Below are 17,978 nucleotides of genomic sequence, written 5' to 3' on the forward strand. Positions count from 1 at the left end.
GATTGATAAATCTTGCGGAGATAAGTAGCGCCCAGGTAGCGCCACAGCCGGCCGCTACATCAGTCCCTGTTTATTTCGCCGAAATTGGGTCTCGTCCCCGTCGATTCATGTCTAAAGTTAAAGACGGTGAAATCGGGTGATCGCGTCATTTTTGTCGGGTAAGTTGCTCTACGGCACGCACGGTTTTCGAAGTACGCAGGTAGTTCGTCGATGTTCAATCGCAACGCCACGTTTTCGGGAGAAGAAGAAATGGATGCTTCCAGCTTCATCACGTCGCTGCAGACCACGCTAGGCGGGTACCTGCCCAAGATCGCCGGGGCGATCGGCATCCTGGTGATCGGCTGGCTGATCGCCGTGGTGGTGCGGGCCGGCGCGCTCCGGCTGCTCAACGCGCTGAAGGTCGATCAGCGGATCAGCGAAAGCACCGGGCAGGCCGCGTACGTCGAACGCATCATCGCGGGCGGGCTGTTCTGGCTCGTGCTGCTCGTCACCGCGGTGGGCATCTTCAACGTGCTCAACCTGTACGCGGTCTCCAATCCGTTCTCGCTGCTCGTCACGCACATCGTCAACTACCTGCCGAACCTGATCGGCGGCGCGGCGCTGACGCTGATCGCGTGGCTCATCGCGTCGCTGCTGCGCAGCCTCGCGAATCGCGCGCTGCGGGCGAGCAAGGTCGACACCGCGCTGTCCGAATGCGCGGGCATGCAGCCGATGAGCGGCTATCTCGGCGACGTGCTGTTCTGGCTCGTGATCCTGATGTTCCTGCCGGCGATTCTCGGCTCGTTCGCGCTGTCCGGCCTGCTGTCGCCGGTGCAGGGCATGGTCGACAAGCTGCTCGCGATCGTGCCGAACATCTTCGCGGCCGCGGTGATCGGCTTCGTCGGCTGGATCGTCGCCCGCGTGCTGCGCGGCCTCGTGACGAATCTGCTGGTCGCGGCTGGCGCGGACCGCCTCACCGCGCGCCTGGACAGCCCGACGCCGGTGCGTTTGTCGAGCCTGATCGGCACGATCGTCTACGTGTTCGTGTTCGTGCCGACGCTGATCTCCGCACTCGATGCGCTGAAGATCGACGCGATCTCGATTCCGGCGACCAACATGCTGAACCAGTTCCTCGGCGCGGTGCCGGACATCGTCGCGGCGATCGTGATCGTGCTCGTCACGTTCTATTTCGCGCGCTTCGTCGCGTCGCTCGCGCAGCGGCTGCTGGAAGCCGCCGGCGTCGACGGGCTGCCGGCCGTGCTCGGCGTCGAGCGCGTGTTCTCGGGGATCCTGCAGCCTTCGGTGCTGGTCGCGCGGCTGATCGTGTTCTTCGCGATGCTGTTCGCGTCGGTCGAGGCCGCGAACCGGCTCGGCTTCACGCAGGTGCGCGACGTCGTCACGCTGTTCATCGAGTTCGGCGGCCACGTGCTGATGGGCGGCGTGATCCTCGTGATTGGCGTGTGGCTCGCGGGCCTCGCGCGCCGCGTGATCGAGCAGGCCGACCGCGAACACAGCGTGCTGTTCGCGAGGATCGCGCAGTTTGCGATCCTGGGCCTCGTGTTCGCGATGGGGCTGCGTGCGATGGGCATCGCCAACGAGATCGTGCAGCTCGCGTTCGGCCTCGTGCTCGGTGCGATCGCGGTGGCAGTCGCGCTGTCGTTCGGCCTCGGCGGCCGGGAAGCAGCCGGCAAGCTGCTCGACCGCTGGTTCAACCAGCGCAGCGGCGATCTGTAAGGGGCAGTTGCGCGTTGGCCTACCGGCCGCCTCGTGCGGCCGGGCAGCACATGACGGTTGGGGGCGGAGCGCAGGCTGCAGACCAGGCCGTACGGCCGCAGGCGGCTGACGAAGACGGCACACGGCACACGGCCGACCGCCGACCGCAACCGCAACCGCAACCGCAACCGCAACCGCAACCGCAACCGCGAGCGCAACCGCAACCGCAACCGCAACCGCAACCGCGAGCGCACCCGCAGACCGCAGACCGCAGACCGCAGACCGCAGACCGCAGACCGCAGACCGCAGACCGCAGACCGCAGACCGCACCCGCCATTACCCTCAGCGAAACGTCGGCCGTCATCTTTGCCGAATTTCGATAACACGTCGTTTAATGACTCTCTAGCATCGATTCTCAGTCGTGCGGGCCGACAGGCCGGCGCCTTTCAGGAGAATCCGATGAAAGCAGAGTCGAATGGCCGGCCCGCAGCCGGCGCCAAGTCGTCCGGCCAGCCCGCGTTGCAGCAGACGCTCGGGACCTGGCAACTGTGGGGTATCGCGGTCGGCCTCGTGATTTCCGGCGAATACTTCGGCTGGAGCTACGGCTGGGCCAGCGCCGGCACGTTGGGTTTCGTCATCACCGCGCTGTTCGTCGCGGCGATGTACACCACCTTCATCTTCAGCTTCACCGAACTCACGACGTCGATCCCGCACGCGGGCGGCCCGTTCGCGTACGCGCGCCGTGCCTTCGGCCCGGCGGGCGGCTATCTGGCCGGCGCGGCGACGCTGGTCGAGTTCGTGTTCGCGCCGCCCGCGATCGCGCTCGCGATCGGTGCGTACCTGCACGTGCAGTTTCCGGGGCTCGAACCGAAACACGCGGCGATGGGCGCGTATCTCGTATTCATGGCGCTGAACATCGTCGGCGTGCAGATCGCCGCGACGTTCGAGCTGGTCGTCACGCTGTTCGCGATCTTCGAGCTACTGGTGTTCATGGGCGTCGTATCGCCGGGCTTCGCGTGGAGCAACTTCACGAAGGGCGGCTGGTCGGGCGCCGATCATTTCAGCGTCGGCGCATTCCACGGGATGTTCGCGGCGATCCCGTTCGCGATCTGGTTCTTCCTCGCGATCGAAGGCGTCGCGATGGCCGCCGAGGAAGCGAAGAACCCGAAACGCTCGATTCCGATCGCGTACGTGGCCGGCATCCTGACCCTCGTCATACTCGCGATCGGCGTGATGGTGTTCGCCGGCGGCGCGGGCGACTGGACCAAGCTCGCGAACATCAACGACCCGCTGCCTCAGGCGATGAAGTACATCGTCGGCGCGAACAGCGGCTGGATGCACATGCTGGTGTGGCTGGGGCTGTTCGGGCTGGTCGCGTCGTTCCACGGGATCATCCTCGGCTATTCGCGCCAGATCTTCGCGCTGGCTCGCGAAGGCTACCTGCCCGAATGGCTCGGCAAGGTGCATCCGCGCTTCAAGACGCCGCATCGCGCGATTCTCGCGGGCGGCGTGGTCGGGATCGCGGCGATCTACAGCGACGAGCTGATCCAGTTCGGCGGCCAGACGCTCACCGCAAACATCGTGACGATGTCGGTGTTCGGCGCGATCGTGATGTATATCGTAAGCATGGCGGCGCTGTTCAAGCTGCGCCGCTCGCAGCGGAACATGGCGCGGCCGTTCCGCGCGCCGCTGTACCCGTTCTTCCCGGCATTCGCGATCGTTGCGGCCCTGATTTGCCTCGGGACGATGGTGTACTTCAACGGGCTGGTGGCGATGGTGTTCGTCGCGTTCCTCGCGCTCGGCTACGCGTACTTCCTCGCGACCCGTTCGCAGCGTGCGAGCGCGCCGGGCGACGCGCTGCTCGAGGAGTGATGATGGCGAGCCCGCACGGCGGGTCTTGACGGCAACCGGCGCGCCCCGTCGAACGGGCGCGCCGTCGCCGTCTCGCAAGGATGGGCAAGGACTGGCAAGGAGATTCGAACGATGTCCTACACGGAGACGATCGGCCCGCGCACGTACCGATTCGCGGACCTGAAAACGCTGCTCGCGAAGGCGAGCCCGCTGCGCTCCGGCGACCAGCTCGCCGGCGTCGCGGCGGCGAGCGAGGAGGAGCGCGTCGCCGCGAAGATCGCGCTCGCGGGCGTGCCGCTGAAGGCGTTCCTTAACGAAGCGCTGATTCCTTACGAACACGACGAGGTCACGCGCCTGATCCTCGACGATCACGACGCGGCCGCGTTCGCGGAGATCTCGCACCTCACCGTCGGCGACTTCCGCAACTGGCTGCTGTCGCCCGCCGCCGACGGCGCCGCGCTCGAGCGGATCGCACCGGGCCTCACGCCCGAGATGGTCGCGGCCGTGTCGAAGCTGATGCGCAACCAGGACCTGATCGCGGCGGCGCGCAAACGTCGCGTCGTCACGCGCTTTCGCAACACGGTCGGGCTGGCCGGCCGGATGTCGGTGCGGCTGCAGCCGAACCATCCGACCGACGACGTGAAGGGTATTGCCGCGTCGATGCTCGACGGGCTGATGTACGGCTGCGGCGACGCGATGATCGGCATCAACCCGGCGACCGACAGCCTCGCGGCGATCGTGAAGCTGCTCGCGATGATCGACGGGTTCCGCGAACGCTACGGCGTGCCGACGCAGTCGTGCGTGCTCACGCACGTGACCAACACGATCGCGGCGATCGAGAAGGGCGCGCCGGTCGATCTCGTGTTCCAGTCGATCGCGGGCACCGAGAAGGCGAACGCGAGCTTTGGAATCTCGCTCGCGCTCCTCGGCGAAGCGCACGAAGCTGCGTTGTCGCTGAAGCGCGGCACCGTCGGCAACAACCTGATGTACTTCGAGACGGGCCAGGGCAGCGCGCTGTCGGCGAACGCGCATTTCGGCGTCGACCAGCAGACCTGCGAGGTGCGCGCGTATGCGGTCGCACGCAAGTTCGACCCGTTCCTCGTGAACACGGTGGTCGGCTTCATCGGGCCGGAATACCTGTACGACGGCAAGCAGATCATCCGCGCGGGCCTCGAGGATCACTTCTGCGGCAAGCTGCTCGGCGTGCCGATGGGCTGCGACATCTGCTACACGAATCACGCGGAAGCCGACCAGGACGACATGGACACGCTGCTGACGCTGCTCGGTGCGGCCGGCATCAACTTCATCATGGGGATTCCGGGCGCGGACGACGTGATGCTGAACTACCAGAGCACGTCGTTTCACGACCAGCTGTACGTGCGCGAGGTGCTCGGCCTGCGCCGCGCGCCCGAGTTCGAGGAATGGCTGGAGACGATGGAGATCGCCGATGCGCACGGCGCGCTGCGCGCCGCGAGCACGCGCGTGCCGCTGCTCGCGGGGGCGAACGACTGGATGGGGATTTCCGCATGAGCGACGCCGTCGAGAAGAATCCGTGGGCGCAGCTGAAGTCGTTCACGAACGCGCGGATCGCGCTCGGCCGCGCCGGCAACAGCCTGCCGACCGCGCCGCTGCTCGCATTCAACCTGTCGCACGCGCAGGCGCGCGACGCGGTGCACCAGCCGCTCGATGTGGACGCGCTGCGGCGCGAGATCGAGGCGGCCGGCCTGCTGCCGACGCTCGGCGTGCAGAGCGCCGCGCCCGACCGCGACCACTACCTGCGCCGGCCCGATCTCGGGCGCAAGCTGTCGGACGACAGCCGCGGGCTGCTGGCCGGCTACGGCGCGGCGCTCGACGATGCGCCGGATGTCGTGTTCGTGGTTGGCGACGGGCTGTCGGCGTTCGCGGCCGCGAAGCAGGCGCTGCCGCTGCTGCAGGCCGTGTGCCCGCGGCTCGACGCGGACGGCTGGCGGATCGGGCCGGTGGTGGTCGCGACGCAGGCGCGCGTCGCGCTCGGCGACGAAATCGGCGAGCTGCTGCGCGCGCAGGTCGTCGCGATGCTGATCGGCGAACGGCCGGGGCTCAGTTCGCCGGACAGCCTCGGCGTGTATCTCACGTGGGCGCCGAAAGTCGGCTGCCACGACGCGCTGCGCAACTGCATCTCGAACGTGCGCCCCGAAGGGCTGCCGCATGCCGCCGCCGCGCACAAGCTGCATTACCTGATGACGCATGCGCGCCGGCTCGGGCTGACCGGTGTCGGGCTGAAGGACGACAGCGATGCGCTGCTGCCGCACGCGGAAGCCGAGCGGATCGGCGCGGCGTGAAGGCTTGTAGGCGTGAAGGTGTGGCCGCTTGCACGGCGGCTACTTGAACAACCGCTCGCACAGAAAATCGACGAACACGCGCAGCTTCGGCGACAACTGCCGGCTCGACGGCCACACGATCGAGAATTGCCCCGGTGCGATCCGGTAGTCGTCGAGCACCGTGACGAGCGCGCCGCTCTCCAGCGCATCGCGCGCGAGGAAGTCCGGCATGTAGCCGATGCCGAGCCCGGCCATGACCGCGCCGCGCAGCGCTTCCATGTTGTTGCAGGTCATCGCGGTGCGCAGCTTCAGCGGCGTGCCGTCGTCGGCGGCGAGCGCCCAGTCCTGCAGCTTGCCGGTGGTCGGGAAGCAGTAGCGCACGCAATCGTGCGCTTCGAGATCGTGCGGCGCCCGTGGCGTGCCGGCCCGCGCGAGATACGCGGGCGTCGCGCACAGCACGAAACCGAACGGGCCGAGCCGCCGCGACATCAGGCTCGAATCCGACAGCGGGCCGCTGCGGATCACCGCGTCGAAGCCGCCTTCGACCACATCGACCATCCGGTCGTTGAAATCCAGATCGAGTTCGACGTCCGGATAGCGCTGCCTGAATTCGGGCAGCACCGGCAGCAGGAACCGGTAGCCGATCACCGGCAGGCTCACGCGCAGCTTGCCGCGCGGGCGTTGCGCCGACGCCGTCACGGTCGCTTCCGCATCGCGAAAATCCTCGAGGATCCGCTGGCAGCGTTCGTAGAAATGGCGCCCTTCGTCGGTCAGCGTCACGCGCCGCGTGGTGCGGTTGAACAGGCGCACGCCGAGCGACTGCTCGAGCCGCGCGATCGTCTTGCCGACGGCGGAGGCCGAGATGCCGAGCGCGCGGCCGGCCGCGACGAAGCTGAGCGCTTCGGCGGTGCGGACGAACGCGGCGATGCCGTTCAGGTTTTCCATCGACGTAGGAGAGCGAGCGGGGCGCGAAGGCCCCGATTGAGGAATTTTAGTCCGTTATATCCGGAGTCTTGTGTTGTTTTTCCCAGATTGAATCGGATTTATCTTCGATCGTTCTGAAGGCGCATCCGCGCCGGCTTTTCGAGGAGCGATGATGGATCACCCGTTTTCAGCCGATTCAGCGATGGCGGCGCGCCGGCGCGCGTGGGTGCTGGCCGCCGTCTGCATGGCCGCCGTCGCGTTGCCGCTGTCGTTTTCGGGCGGCGCGGTCGCGACGCCGGCGATCGGCCGCGACCTGCACGGTGGACCGGTCGCGATGAACTGGATCACCAACGCGTTCATGCTCGCGTTCGGCAGTTTCCTGATGGCGGCCGGTGCGCTGGCCGACCAGTTCGGCCGCAAGCGCCTGTTCGCGATCGGCGTCGCCGGCTTCACGCTGATGTCGATCGCGCTCGCGTTCGCGCCGTCGATGGTCGCGGTCGACTGGCTGCGCGCCGCACAGGGCCTCGCCGCGGCCGCGGCGCTCGCCGGCGGCACGGCCGCGCTCGCGCAGGAGTTCGACGGCGCGGCGCGTACGCGCGCGTTCAGCTTGCTCGGCACGACGTTCGGGATCGGCCTCGCGTTCGGCCCCGTGCTCGCCGGCTGGCTGATCGAGCACTACGGCTGGCGCGCGATCTTCGTCACGGGCGCGGCGGCCGGCGCGTTGTCGCTCGCGTTCGGGCTGCCGCGCATGCACGAGTCGCGCGATCCGCACGCCACGGGGCTCGACTGGCCCGGCACCGCCGCATTCACCGCCGCGCTCACGCTGTTCACGTTCGGCGTGATCGAGGCGCCCGCGCGGGGCTGGGCGCATCCGCTCGTCGTCGCGCTGCTGGCCGGCGCGGCGCTCGGCGCGGGCGCATTCGTCGCGATCGAGACGCGGGTCGCGCGGCCGATGCTCGACCTGTCGCTGTTTCGGATTCCGCGCTTCGTCGGCGTGCAGGTGCTGCCGGTGTCGACCTGCTGCTGCTACATCGTGCTGCTCGTGGTGCTGCCGCTGCGCTTCATCGGCATCGATGGCTTCAGCGAAATCGACACGGGCTGGCTGATGCTCGCGATTTCCGCGCCGATGCTGGTCGTGCCGCTCGTCGCGGCGACGCTCACCCGCTGGCTGTCGGCCGGCGTGATCTCGGGGCTCGGGCTGCTGCTCGCGGCCGCGGGCCTCGTGTGGCTGGGCGTCGCGCTGCGCGGTGGCGCGGGGCAGGCGGCGATCGCGCCGATGCTCGCGATCGGCATCGGCGCCGGCATGCCGTGGGGGCTGATGGACGGGCTGTCGGTCAGCGTCGTGCCGAAGGAGCGCGCGGGGATGGCGACCGGCATTTTCAGCACGACGCGCGTGGCGGGCGAGGGCATCGCGCTCGCGATCGTCGGCGCGGTGCTGGCGACGCTCGCGCACGCCGATTTGCGGCAGGTGACGGCGACGGCCATCGGTACGTCGGACGCAACGCTGCGGGCCGCCGCGCGGCTCGCGACCGGCGATCTCGCGGGCGCGGCGGCCGTGTTGCCAGGTGTCAGTCGTGCGGCGCTGCTTGCGAGTTATACGCACGCATTCGATCGGCTGCTGATCGGGTTGGCGGCCGTGACGGTGTTGTGTGCGGCGGTGGTGTTTGCGTTTCTCGGGGCGCGGCCGGCGCCGGCGGAAGGGCGCGGCAATGAAGGTGCGCAGCCGCGTGACGGAGCGCCGGCGCGGCGCCGCGCGGAACCGGCGTGTGCGGACGCAAATGGGCGGTAAGCGCGGTGCCGTCGACGGCAGGTCTGCGCGTGCGGGTAACGCGTCCGGACGTTTCTGGATTCACGCCTATTCGCGCCCCGCACTGACGATCGGCCGCGCGCGCGAATGATCGTCGAGCGTGGCATCGCAGGGCACGCGTTCAATCGACCGCGGCACCGCCGTGCGTCTGTACGGATGGCTTATCAGGCTTGCGCCGGCGGTCGCAGTGCGTCACCGGCCCATCCGTGTCCGTGTGAGCGCGACGCTGGCATGGCGCGGCGCATCACCCGAGCACGAGCGGCGGCAGCGCCGCATCCGCCCGCGCATGCGCGCTTTCCACTTCGACGACGACATAACGCCGCGCATCGGGCCACAGGTGCGCGTGGCTTCCCGCCTCTTCATCGATCGTCGCGCGTCCTTGCAGTAGCCATGTCGTCTGCGCGACGAAATCGACGAACAGCAGCGCGATCGCCGGATTCACGAGCAGGTTGCCGATCGTATTGAACAGGTTGTTGCCCGCGAAGTCGGGCAGCACGAGGGTGCGGCGATCGGGCAGGTCGACCAGCGGGTCGAACGAACCGTCCGCGCGCGGCTGCCGGCCGCGATACGAGCAGTCGCTGTCGCCGGCCGCATTCGCGGTCGCGACGATCACGAATGCCTGTTCGCGGATGAATGCGACGGCGTCGTCGTTCAAGGGGGCCGGTTCGTTCATGGTGTCGGTCGGCGCGTGGCCGATGCGTGCGGGTCAGCATTGCGCACGCAAGCGACATGCCAAGCGCGACGCGGGCCGCCCAGCGACGCATGTCGAGTGCGCTGTGAAAAATCCGAACACCCGCCGCGCCGCTGTGCCGCCGCCGGTGTTCAAAATCGCCACACTTGTTTTCGACGCGCCGACACCGCCCCCGGCGGGCGGCCGGACGCACCGCTCCTGTTCCGTTTTCGTGCGGTTTGGCACGCATGTTGCGTAAATCGTGCAGCGCGATCCAACCGGCGCTGCATTCACACAAGCACGATGAACAGGAGACATGTATGAACCCGTTTGACCTGAAACAACTGGGCCTCGACGTCGAATATCCGTACCGTCAGCAGTACGACAACTACATCGGCGGCAAGTGGGTTCCGCCGGTGAAGGGCGAGTATTTCGAGAACGTGTCGCCGATCAACGGCAAGCCGTTCTGCCGCGTGCCGCGTTCGGGCGCCGACGACATCGAGCTCGCGCTCGATGCCGCGCACGCCGCGCGCCGCAAATGGGGCAAGACGTCGGTCGCCGAGCGCTCGAACCTGCTGCTCGCCGCCGCCGACCGGATGGAAAAGAACCTGAAGCTGCTCGCGGTGGCCGAGACGATCGACAACGGCAAGCCGCTGCGCGAAACGATGGCGGCCGACCTGCCGCTCGCGATCGACCACTTCCGCTATTTCGCGGGCTGCATCCGCGCGCAGGAAGGCGGCATCTCCGAGATCGACGACAACACCGTCGCGTATCACTTCCACGAGCCGCTCGGCGTCGTCGGCCAGATCATCCCGTGGAACTTCCCGCTGCTGATGGCCGCATGGAAGCTCGCGCCGGCGCTCGCGGCCGGCTGCTGCGTCGTGATGAAGCCGGCCGAGCAGACGCCCGCATCGGTGATGGTGCTGATGGAGCTGATCGGCGACCTGTTCCCGGCCGGCACGATCAACATCGTCAGCGGCTTCGGCAAGGAAGCGGGCGAGGCGCTCGCGACCAGCAAGCGGATCGCGAAGATCGCGTTCACCGGCTCGACGCCGGTCGGCAAGCACATCCTGCATGCGGCGGCCGACAGCCTGATCCCGTCGACGGTCGAACTGGGCGGCAAGAGCCCGAACATCTTCTTCGCGGACGTGCTCGACCAGGACGACGCGTTCCTCGACAAGGCGCTCGAAGGCCTCGCGATGTTCGCGCTGAACCAGGGCGAGGTGTGCACGTGCCCGTCGCGGATCCTGATCCAGGAATCGATCTACGAGCGCTTCATCGAGAAGGCGGTCGCTCGCGTCGAACGCATCAAGGCCGGCCACCCGCTGGACCTGCAGACGATGATCGGTGCGCAGGCGTCGCAACAGCAGCTCGACAAGATCCTGTCGTACATCGACATCGGCCGCGACGAAGGCGCGCAATGCCTGACGGGCGGCGAGCGCACGGCGCCGGCCGCGGAACTCGGCACGGGCTACTACGTGAAGCCGACGATGCTGTTCGGCAACAACAAGATGCGCGTGTTCCAGGAAGAGATCTTCGGGCCGGTCGCGTCGGTGATGACGTTCAAGGACGAGCAGGAAGCGATCGAACTCGCGAACGACACGTTCTACGGGCTCGGCGCGGGCGTGTGGACGCGCAACGGCACGCGTGCGTACCGGATGGGCCGCGAGATCGAGGCCGGCCGCGTGTGGACCAACTGCTATCACCTGTATCCGGCGCACGCGACGTTCGGCGGCTACAAGCAGTCGGGCATCGGTCGCGAGACGCACAAGATGGCGCTGTCGAACTATCAGCAGACGAAGTGCCTGCTGGTCAGCTACCAGGCCGAGGCGCTCGGGTTCTTCTGATCGCCGAAGCGGGAGGCGAAGTGCCGGGCCGGGCGGCAGGGGAGCGCTGCCCGGCGCGCGGTTGTCGGTTGCGGACGGCCGGTTGCGGACGGCCGGTTGCGGAGGGCCGGTTGCGGACGGCCGGTCGCGGCGATCGGCCGTCGTCCGGCACTTCGCCGTTTTTGCCTTGCGGCATGCAATACGCGGTGCCCGCGACGACGCCGACCGTCGCTCGTGAGCTTGCGGCCGCATGGCGCCCCTGATGGTCCCGACAGAATTCAGCAGCATGGCCGAACCGCCCCGATCCTTCCCGCGTCACCCGGTGTTTCACCCAGGCGAACTCGATGCGCATCACCGCTTCGGCGTCGCCGACGAAGCCGAGCGGATGAGCGACGTCGTCACCGCGCGGCTGAGCATCGGCGTGCGCCAGTTCGTCGAGTCGCAGCCGTTCATGTTCATCGGTACGACGAGCGGCGGACCGGCGCGCGTGACCTGCGACATCGTGCAGGGCATGCGCGATGCGAACGGCGATCTGTGGCCGGTCGTGCGCGTGATCGACACGAAGACGCTGCGTTTCGCGCTGCCGATCCATGATGGCGGTGACCGGCTCGACGCGCACGCATGCGACGGAAGCGGCGTCGGGTTGCTGTTCATCGATTTCGTGCGCGGCATCCGCTACCGGATCAACGGCCGCGCGACGCTGCGCACGGATCTGCCGGAAGCCGACGCGGCGCCTTGGGTCGCCGGTAGCCCGATCGTCGAACTGGCGGTCGCGCAGGCGTACGGCAATTGCGGCACGCGGGTCGTGCGGTTGCGGCCGGGCGCGTAGTGCGTCGCGTTCGGCCGACCGACCAAGCGACCAGGGGGCCGGATCGCCGGCAATGCGCGTCCCGCACCCGCGCGGTGCGCGCCACGCCGCCTCCGGGTGCGCCCCCATGGCGCATATCGGCCGTACAGCGTGGAATGACGGGCTTGTCGCCGGGCCGCGCGGTTCGGCACGGGACTTGCGTGATGGACGGGGCCCCGGGCAGGTGAGGAGAACACGATGGAGCAACGAGTGGAGTGCATGGACGAGCCGACGGCCGAGGACACGCGGTGCAGCGCGCAGGGTGACGACGCGCTGGCCGGCCAGGCCGTGGTCAGCGTCGCACACGACGCCGACGAGCAGGCACGCAACCTGATCGGCTGGCGGCAGACCTACGACCAGCTCGCGGCCGGCCGCTTCGTCGGCACGTTGACCGAGCTGCCGCTCGACACGATGAAGCTGTTCCGAGAATCGACCAGCCACCTGCTGCGGCAGGCGTGCGAGGTGCGCGGCGACGCGTACTGGTTCGGCATCCCGCTTGCGAGCGACGGCACCGCGCGCGTCGACGCGTGCCGCATCGGGCCCGGCGCGCTCGCGTTCCGGCCCGGCAACGTCGAATTCGAATTGCTGACGCCCGCGCAGTTCTCGATCTACGGTGTGGTCGTGCGCGGCGACGTGCTGCGCCGCTACGCGGAGGACGTCGAACACCGCTCGCTCGACGAGCGGCTCTTCACGCAGCGCGCGATCCAGATCGGCGATACGCGGCTCGCGCGGCTGTGCGCGCTGCTCGGCGGCCGGCTCGACGGTGCCGCGGCGGTGGGCGGGCCGTTGCCCGACGCGCAGCGCGACGAGTTGCAGGCCGAGGTGCTGGCCGCGCTGTTCGATGCGTGCGCGCAACCGACGGACGACGGCGCCGGCGGCGCGCCGTCGACCCGGCGCTGGCTCGTCGAGCAGGCGCGCGAGTACGTGCTCGCGCATCGCACGCGCCCGGTCGGCGTGCCGGAGCTGTGCGAGCAGCTACACGTGAGCCGGCGCACGCTGCAGTACTGCTTCCAGGACGTGCTGGGCATGGCACCGGCGACCTATCTGCGCACGCTGCGGCTGAACGGCGCGCGGCGCGACCTGTGCGGGCGGGCGGCCGGGTCCGTGCAGGACGTCGCGGAAGCGTGGGGTTTCTGGCACCTGAGCCAGTTCGCGACCGACTACCGGCGGCTGTTCGGCAAGCGGCCGTCGGAGACGCTGCGTGAGCGGGCGGCGATGGTCGCCGCTGGCTGAGCAGGGCGCCGGCGGCGCGTGGATGCTGCCGCGCGCTCCGGTCTTTCGGGCGACTTGCCGTCTTTCTATCCCGCTGTACAGAGCGCTGCCGGCGCGTGGATGCTGACGCGCGCTCCATCTTTCCGGCGACTCGCCCGTTTTTCTATCCCGCTGTAGCCGCCGCGTCGCGCGGCGTCGGCCACGGCATCGCATCCCAATCGATCGCCCGGTACGCGGCTTCGACCGCGGCGAGATCCTCCGGCCGCTCGCTACGATGCAGCCCCTGCAGTTCGGCCGGCATGTCGAGCGTGACCGGCACGCAGTGCGGATAGTCGCGCACGCGCAGCGCCGGCCCGATCGTCGTGAAACAGCCGAGCGTCGGCACGTCGAAACCGTCGGCGACATGCAGCGCCGCCGTGTCCGGCGCGAACAGCACGCTGGCACCCTTCACCCAGGCGATGAAGCGCGCGGTGTCGGCCGCGTCGCCGCTCACGTCGACGTACGCGGGATGCGCGACCGGGCCGAACCCGACCACCGGCAGCCCGTAGCGCTGCGCGAGCCGGTCGACGAAGGCCGCGCGCAGCGCCGGCGGCACACTGCGCACCGCGGTGCTCGCCGTCGGGCAGAACAGCACGTACGGCCGCTGCCAGTCGGTCGGCAACGCGGGCACGCGCAGCCGCGCGAGCCAGCGGTTGCGCTTCGCGGCGGCCGGCACCGTGGCCGGGTCCGCGCCGAGCGCGTCGAGGAAGAAGTCGATCATCGGCTGGCGCGCGAACGCAGGCCAGTACAGGTGATTGCCGACATCGATGCACGGCGCGTGCGCGGGCAGCGCATCGGCCGCGCTCGGCAGCGCCCGCGACGGCGCGACGACGTCGGCCGCGAGCGCATACAGCGCGTCGACGTAGCGCGGCGCACGAGCCGGCCGGTACAACGTGAAGCGCAGGCCAGGATGCAGCGCGCGCAGCGCGGCGAGCGCGGTCAGCCCGATCACCGAGTCACCGAGTGCGACACCCATCCCGTTGATCACGTGCACGTGCGGCACGCGCGCATAGTCGAGCCGGAACGGCGCGTGCGCGGCGTGCAGCAGGCCGAGCGCCGGAGCAGCGGGCACGTGATCGTCCGCAGGTCCGCTGCCGTGCTCCAGGTCGTACGGCGCGACGAGCGCGCCGTCGGGTGCGAGCAGCGTGCCGGGGTGGGCGAGCGCGCCGTCGCGCGACAGCACGAGATCGGCCGATGCGGCGCGCGGCGCCATCGTCATTCGCCGCGCGCGCGGCGGCCCTGCTCGCGGATCTGCTCGAGCGTGGCGGCCGGCGTGCTGGCGTCCTGCGGGATGCGGATCTCGATCAGCGCCGGCCGCCCGCAGGTCAGCGCGCGCTCCAGGGCCGACGCGAAATCGGCCGTGCGCTCGACCGTCTCGCCATGCGCGCCGAACGCGCGTGCATACGCGGCGAAATCGGGGTTCGTGAGCCCCGTGCCATGTACGCGCCCCGGATAGTTACGCTCCTGATGCATGCGGATCGTGCCGAAATGACCGTTGTTGACGACGATCGCGACGATGTTCAGCCCGTACTGCATCGCGGTCGCCAGTTCGTTGCCGGCCATCATGAAGCAGCCGTCGCCGGCGAGCGCGACGACGGGGCGCGCCGGATACAGCGACTTCGCGGCGAGGGCGGCCGGCAGCCCGTAACCCATCGCGCCGCTGGTCGGCGCGAGCTGCGAGCGGAAGTGCCGGTACGCGAAATGGCGATGCAGCCAGATCGCATAGTTGCCGGCGCCGTTGGTCAGGATCGCGTCGTGCGGCAGGCGTTCGCGCAACTGCACCATCACGTCGCCGAGCTGGACGTCGCCGGGCATCGGCAGCGGCGCGTGCCATTCGCGGTACGCGCGGTGCGCGTCGGCTGCCGAGCCGGCCCACGCCGGCTGCGCCGGCGCATCGAGCGCGGCCAGCGGCGCCGCGATTTCCGGCATTCCCGACACGATCGGCAGGTCGGCCGCATAGACGCGGCCGAGTTCGTCCGCGCCCTGGTGCACGTGGATCAGCGTCTGGCGTGTTTTCGGGATGTCGAGCAGCGTGTAGCCGCCCGTCGTCGCTTCGCCGAGGCGCGGGCCGAGCACCAGCAGCAGGTCGGCGTCGCGAATGCGCTTGCCGAGCGCGGGATTGATCCCGAGGCCGACGTCGCCCGCGTAGTTCGGGTGTGCGTTGTCGAAGGTGTCCTGGAAGCGGAACGCGCACGCGACCGGCAGTTGCCAGCGCTCGACGAAGGTGCGCAGGTTCGCGCACGCGTCGGGTGTCCAGCCGCTGCCGCCGACGATCGCGAACGGTCGCTCGGCACGCGCGAGCCGTTCGCGCAACTCGTCGAGCTGCGCGGCCGACGGCGATGCCGCGACGCGCTTCGCGGCCGGCACGACGGGCTGCGCGGCGCAAGCGTCGGACAGCACGTCCTCCGGCAGCGCGAGCACGACCGGGCCCGGACGGCCGGACGTCGCGACGTGGAACGCATGGCTCAGGTATTCGGGAATGCGGCGCGGATCGTCGATCTGCGCGACCCATTTCGCCATCTGGCCGAACATCCGGCGGTAGTCGATTTCCTGGAAGGCTTCGCGATCGAGGTGCTCGCGTGCGCACTGGCCGACGAACAGGATCATCGGCGTCGAGTCCTGGAATGCGGTGTGCACGCCGATCGACGCATGGGTCGCGCCGGGCCCGCGCGTGACGAACGCGATGCCGGGGCGGCCGGTGAGCTTGCCGACCGCCTCCGCCATGTTCGCGGCCGCCGCCTCGTGGCGGCAGACGACCGTCTGGATGCGCGCGGTGTCGTCCGCCAGCGCATCGAGTACCGCGAGAAAGCTCTCGCCCGGCACGCAGAACGCGCGTTCGACGTGATTGGCGAGCAACGCATCGACGAGCAGTCGCGCGCCGGTGGTGGCGCGCGGCTCGAGATCCTTGGAATGCGACATGGGCTGCCGTCTCCCTGGGTAGCGGGACGTACAGCTTACGCCGGTATGCCGGCCGCCGGCACGCCGGCCGGTGAAAAGTGTCGGAACGCGGGGGATTCGGGGCACGGGTACGGCGTCGATTGGCCGAATGGCCAGCTTGTGCGCGCCTGCGCGGCAGGGGAAAGTGAGCGCTATGGATGTCGGACCGGATGGCTGTCGTCCCCGGGAAGCGAGCTACCCAAATAACAATAAAGTGGGGTGCCGTTCAATAGTAAAATTTTGGCAATAGGACGAATAACGGAATCGGAAATCGCCATGACCACCGAAACGATCGATCAAAAGACGCTGACGAAGCTGGTCGAAGCCGGCGCCGTACGCGCGGCCCGCGTGGTCGGTTGCGGCAACGGCTGGGCGCTGTCGGCCCGTTGCGGCACGCACGAACGCTTTCTGTCGGCCAAGCGTGGCGACGTGCGGGTGTTTCGACGTTTTGAAACGCTGGTCGGCTTTTTACGCGACATCGGCATCAGCCGGTTCGATGTGGATGCGTCGGCGTACGACCCGGATGCGGCCGGCCGGGCAACACGGCCTGATCGCGCGGTTGCGTTGAAGGCGGCCCACGAGGCAGCGGCGCACGATCGCTGGTTCCGGGAGCAGGTGCAGCAGGCACTGGACGATCCGCGTGCGGCGATTCCCGACGCCGAAGTCAGCGCCGACTTCGCATCGCGCCGTGCCGCGCTGCGTGAGCGACTCGCGGGCAGGCGCGGGGACGCTTCTTGACGCTCGCGCTGCATTGGAACCCGAAGGCGTACGAAGATCGCGCCGCGATCATGGACTACATCGGTGAGGACGACCCGCTGGCTGCGCTCGAACTCGACGAACTGCTGGAAGAAAGGGCCGCTGCGTTGCCGACGCACGCCGAGTTGTACCGCCACGGGCGGGTGGCCGGTACCCGCGAGCTGGTGGTCGCGCCGAACTATGTGCTCGTGTATCGCGTCCGTCCGGCGGACGGCATCGTGGAGATTCTCCGCGTGCTGCATGCGCGGCGGCAGTGGCCGTGACGCGCGAGATACGTCGGCGGCTCCGTGGCCGGGAGAGGCGACGCGAATGGGCCGGTATCGTCAGGGCAACCCGATCCTGGCGGATGGATCGGAACGCCAACGGAGCATGCGTTATGTACACACATGGATTTACATTGCACACCGCGTCGTATAATGTACATCCTATGTACATCCGACGCGAGGTCGACATGCATACCACGAGGGTATTTCGGAACGGCAACTCGCAGGCCGTGCGAATTCCTGCGGATCTGGCCTATGAGCGCAGCGATATGGAACTGGAAATCGAACGCGTTGGTGATGAAATCCGTATCCGGCCGATACGGCGCCCGCTGAGCCGCGTGCTCGAAAAATTCGCAAAATTCGGGCCGGACTTCATGGCCGAAGGGCGTGGCGACCAGGAGCAGGCCGAACGCGAGGGTTTGTGATGCCGCGCTTCATGCTCGACACCAACATGTGCATCTATCTGATGAAGAATCAGCCGGAGCAGGTCGCGAGACGATTTGCGCAGTGTTACACGGGGGACGTCGTCATGTCGGCGATCACCTATGCGGAGCTCGAGTACGGCGTGACCGCATCTGCGAACCGCGCCCGCGAGCGCCGTAATCTCGCTGCATTGATCGAGGATATTCCCGTCGCGCCTTTCGACGCCGCGGCCGCGCAAGCGTACGGTCCGGTCCGCGAGGCAACCCGCGAGCGGAAGAAGGATCACCTCGACAAATTGATCGCCGCTCATGCGGTGTCGCTCGATGTCGTTCTCGTCACCAACAACGAGCGGGATTTCGTCGGCTATCCGGGGTTGCGCCTGGAGAACTGGCTGAACGATTAGCTGAACGACCAGCGCTGGGCGCTGTGGC

At 68.6% G+C, this 17,978-nt stretch carries 16 protein-coding genes; 12 read left to right on the forward strand and 4 right to left on the reverse strand.

The window, feature by feature from the left end:
* Positions 1 to 249: 249 nt before the first annotated feature.
* From C7H84_RS18840 to eutC, 4 genes are all read left to right on the forward strand, one after another.
* Entirely contained in the window at positions 250 to 1,713 is a 1,464-nt protein-coding gene (locus tag C7H84_RS18840) for a mechanosensitive ion channel (protein WP_121860199.1), read from the forward strand.
* A 438-nt stretch (positions 1,714 to 2,151) separates the two neighbouring features.
* A complete protein-coding gene (gene eat / locus C7H84_RS18850) occupies positions 2,152 to 3,564 on the forward strand; it encodes an ethanolamine permease (protein WP_121860200.1) in 1,413 nt (470 codons plus the stop codon).
* A 111-nt stretch (positions 3,565 to 3,675) separates the two neighbouring features.
* Positions 3,676 to 5,073 carry an ethanolamine ammonia-lyase subunit EutB gene (locus tag C7H84_RS18855; RefSeq protein ID WP_121860201.1) on the forward strand — a complete coding sequence of 466 codons (1,398 nt, stop codon included), beginning with the start codon at positions 3,676 to 3,678 and terminating at the stop codon, positions 5,071 to 5,073.
* The gene (eutC, locus tag C7H84_RS18860) at positions 5,070 to 5,864 is read left to right on the forward strand and encodes an ethanolamine ammonia-lyase subunit EutC (RefSeq protein ID WP_121860202.1); all 795 of its coding nucleotides are present in this window, start codon (positions 5,070 to 5,072) and stop codon (positions 5,862 to 5,864) included. Before C7H84_RS18855 ends, eutC begins: the two co-directional genes overlap by 4 nt.
* Positions 5,865 to 5,903: 39 nt before the next feature.
* On the opposite strand, the gene C7H84_RS18865 is transcribed toward eutC, so the two are convergent.
* Positions 5,904 to 6,788, reverse strand: coding sequence for a LysR family transcriptional regulator (locus tag C7H84_RS18865; protein WP_121860203.1), 885 nt, complete (start codon positions 6,786 to 6,788; stop codon positions 5,904 to 5,906).
* 151 nt (positions 6,789 to 6,939) lie between these two features.
* On the opposite strand from C7H84_RS18865, the gene C7H84_RS18870 reads away from it, so the two are divergent.
* On the forward strand, positions 6,940 to 8,556 hold the full coding sequence (locus C7H84_RS18870; protein ID WP_121860204.1) for an MFS transporter: 1,617 nt from the start codon (positions 6,940 to 6,942) through the stop codon (positions 8,554 to 8,556).
* A 262-nt stretch (positions 8,557 to 8,818) separates the two neighbouring features.
* On the opposite strand, the gene C7H84_RS18875 is transcribed toward C7H84_RS18870, so the two are convergent.
* Positions 8,819 to 9,229, reverse strand: a complete 411-nt coding sequence (locus tag C7H84_RS18875; protein ID WP_240462050.1) for a pyridoxamine 5'-phosphate oxidase family protein — start codon at positions 9,227 to 9,229, stop codon at positions 8,819 to 8,821.
* Positions 9,230 to 9,564: 335 nt separating this feature from the next.
* Between C7H84_RS18875 and C7H84_RS18880 the strand changes: the two genes are divergently transcribed.
* The 3 genes from C7H84_RS18880 to C7H84_RS18890 all read left to right on the forward strand — a co-directional run bounded on the left by C7H84_RS18880 (position 9,565) and on the right by C7H84_RS18890 (position 13,150).
* On the forward strand, positions 9,565 to 11,091 hold the full coding sequence (locus tag C7H84_RS18880) for an aldehyde dehydrogenase family protein (protein WP_121860206.1): 1,527 nt from the start codon (positions 9,565 to 9,567) through the stop codon (positions 11,089 to 11,091).
* 265 nt (positions 11,092 to 11,356) lie between these two features.
* The gene (locus tag C7H84_RS18885) at positions 11,357 to 11,899 is read left to right on the forward strand and encodes a hypothetical protein (RefSeq protein ID WP_121860366.1); all 543 of its coding nucleotides are present in this window, start codon (positions 11,357 to 11,359) and stop codon (positions 11,897 to 11,899) included.
* Positions 11,900 to 12,115: 216 nt separating this feature from the next.
* Positions 12,116 to 13,150 carry a helix-turn-helix domain-containing protein gene (locus tag C7H84_RS18890; protein ID WP_121860207.1) on the forward strand — a complete coding sequence of 345 codons (1,035 nt, stop codon included), beginning with the start codon at positions 12,116 to 12,118 and terminating at the stop codon, positions 13,148 to 13,150.
* 142 nt (positions 13,151 to 13,292) lie between these two features.
* Here the strand turns inward: C7H84_RS18890 and C7H84_RS18895 are convergent, their stop codons facing one another.
* Both C7H84_RS18895 and C7H84_RS18900 read right to left on the reverse strand, forming a co-directional pair.
* Positions 13,293 to 14,387: an ADP-heptose--LPS heptosyltransferase gene (locus tag C7H84_RS18895; protein WP_121860208.1), complete on the reverse strand. Its 1,095-nt coding sequence runs from the start codon at positions 14,385 to 14,387 to the stop codon at positions 13,293 to 13,295.
* Positions 14,384 to 16,087, reverse strand: a complete 1,704-nt coding sequence (locus C7H84_RS18900; protein ID WP_121860209.1) for a thiamine pyrophosphate-binding protein — start codon at positions 16,085 to 16,087, stop codon at positions 14,384 to 14,386. Before C7H84_RS18900 ends, C7H84_RS18895 begins: the two co-directional genes overlap by 4 nt.
* Positions 16,088 to 16,381: 294 nt before the next feature.
* On the opposite strand from C7H84_RS18900, the gene C7H84_RS18905 reads away from it, so the two are divergent.
* The 4 genes from C7H84_RS18905 (at position 16,382) to C7H84_RS18920 (ending at position 17,950) form a co-directional block, all read left to right on the forward strand.
* A complete protein-coding gene (locus tag C7H84_RS18905) occupies positions 16,382 to 16,843 on the forward strand; it encodes a hypothetical protein (RefSeq protein ID WP_121860210.1) in 462 nt (153 codons plus the stop codon).
* Entirely contained in the window at positions 16,840 to 17,124 is a 285-nt protein-coding gene (locus C7H84_RS18910; protein ID WP_121860211.1) for a type II toxin-antitoxin system RelE/ParE family toxin, read from the forward strand. Before C7H84_RS18905 ends, C7H84_RS18910 begins: the two co-directional genes overlap by 4 nt.
* A gap of 188 nt (positions 17,125 to 17,312) precedes the next feature.
* Complete coding sequence (gene vapB, locus C7H84_RS18915) at positions 17,313 to 17,549, forward strand: type II toxin-antitoxin system VapB family antitoxin (RefSeq protein ID WP_121860367.1); 237 nt, start codon at positions 17,313 to 17,315, stop codon at positions 17,547 to 17,549.
* Positions 17,549 to 17,950, forward strand: a complete 402-nt coding sequence (locus C7H84_RS18920) for a type II toxin-antitoxin system VapC family toxin (RefSeq protein WP_121860212.1) — start codon at positions 17,549 to 17,551, stop codon at positions 17,948 to 17,950. Before vapB ends, C7H84_RS18920 begins: the two co-directional genes overlap by 1 nt.
* Positions 17,951 to 17,978 lie beyond the last annotated feature (28 nt).

This window comes from Burkholderia sp. Nafp2/4-1b, from assembly GCF_003635165.1.
Classification (GTDB): Bacteria; Pseudomonadota; Gammaproteobacteria; order Burkholderiales; family Burkholderiaceae; genus Burkholderia.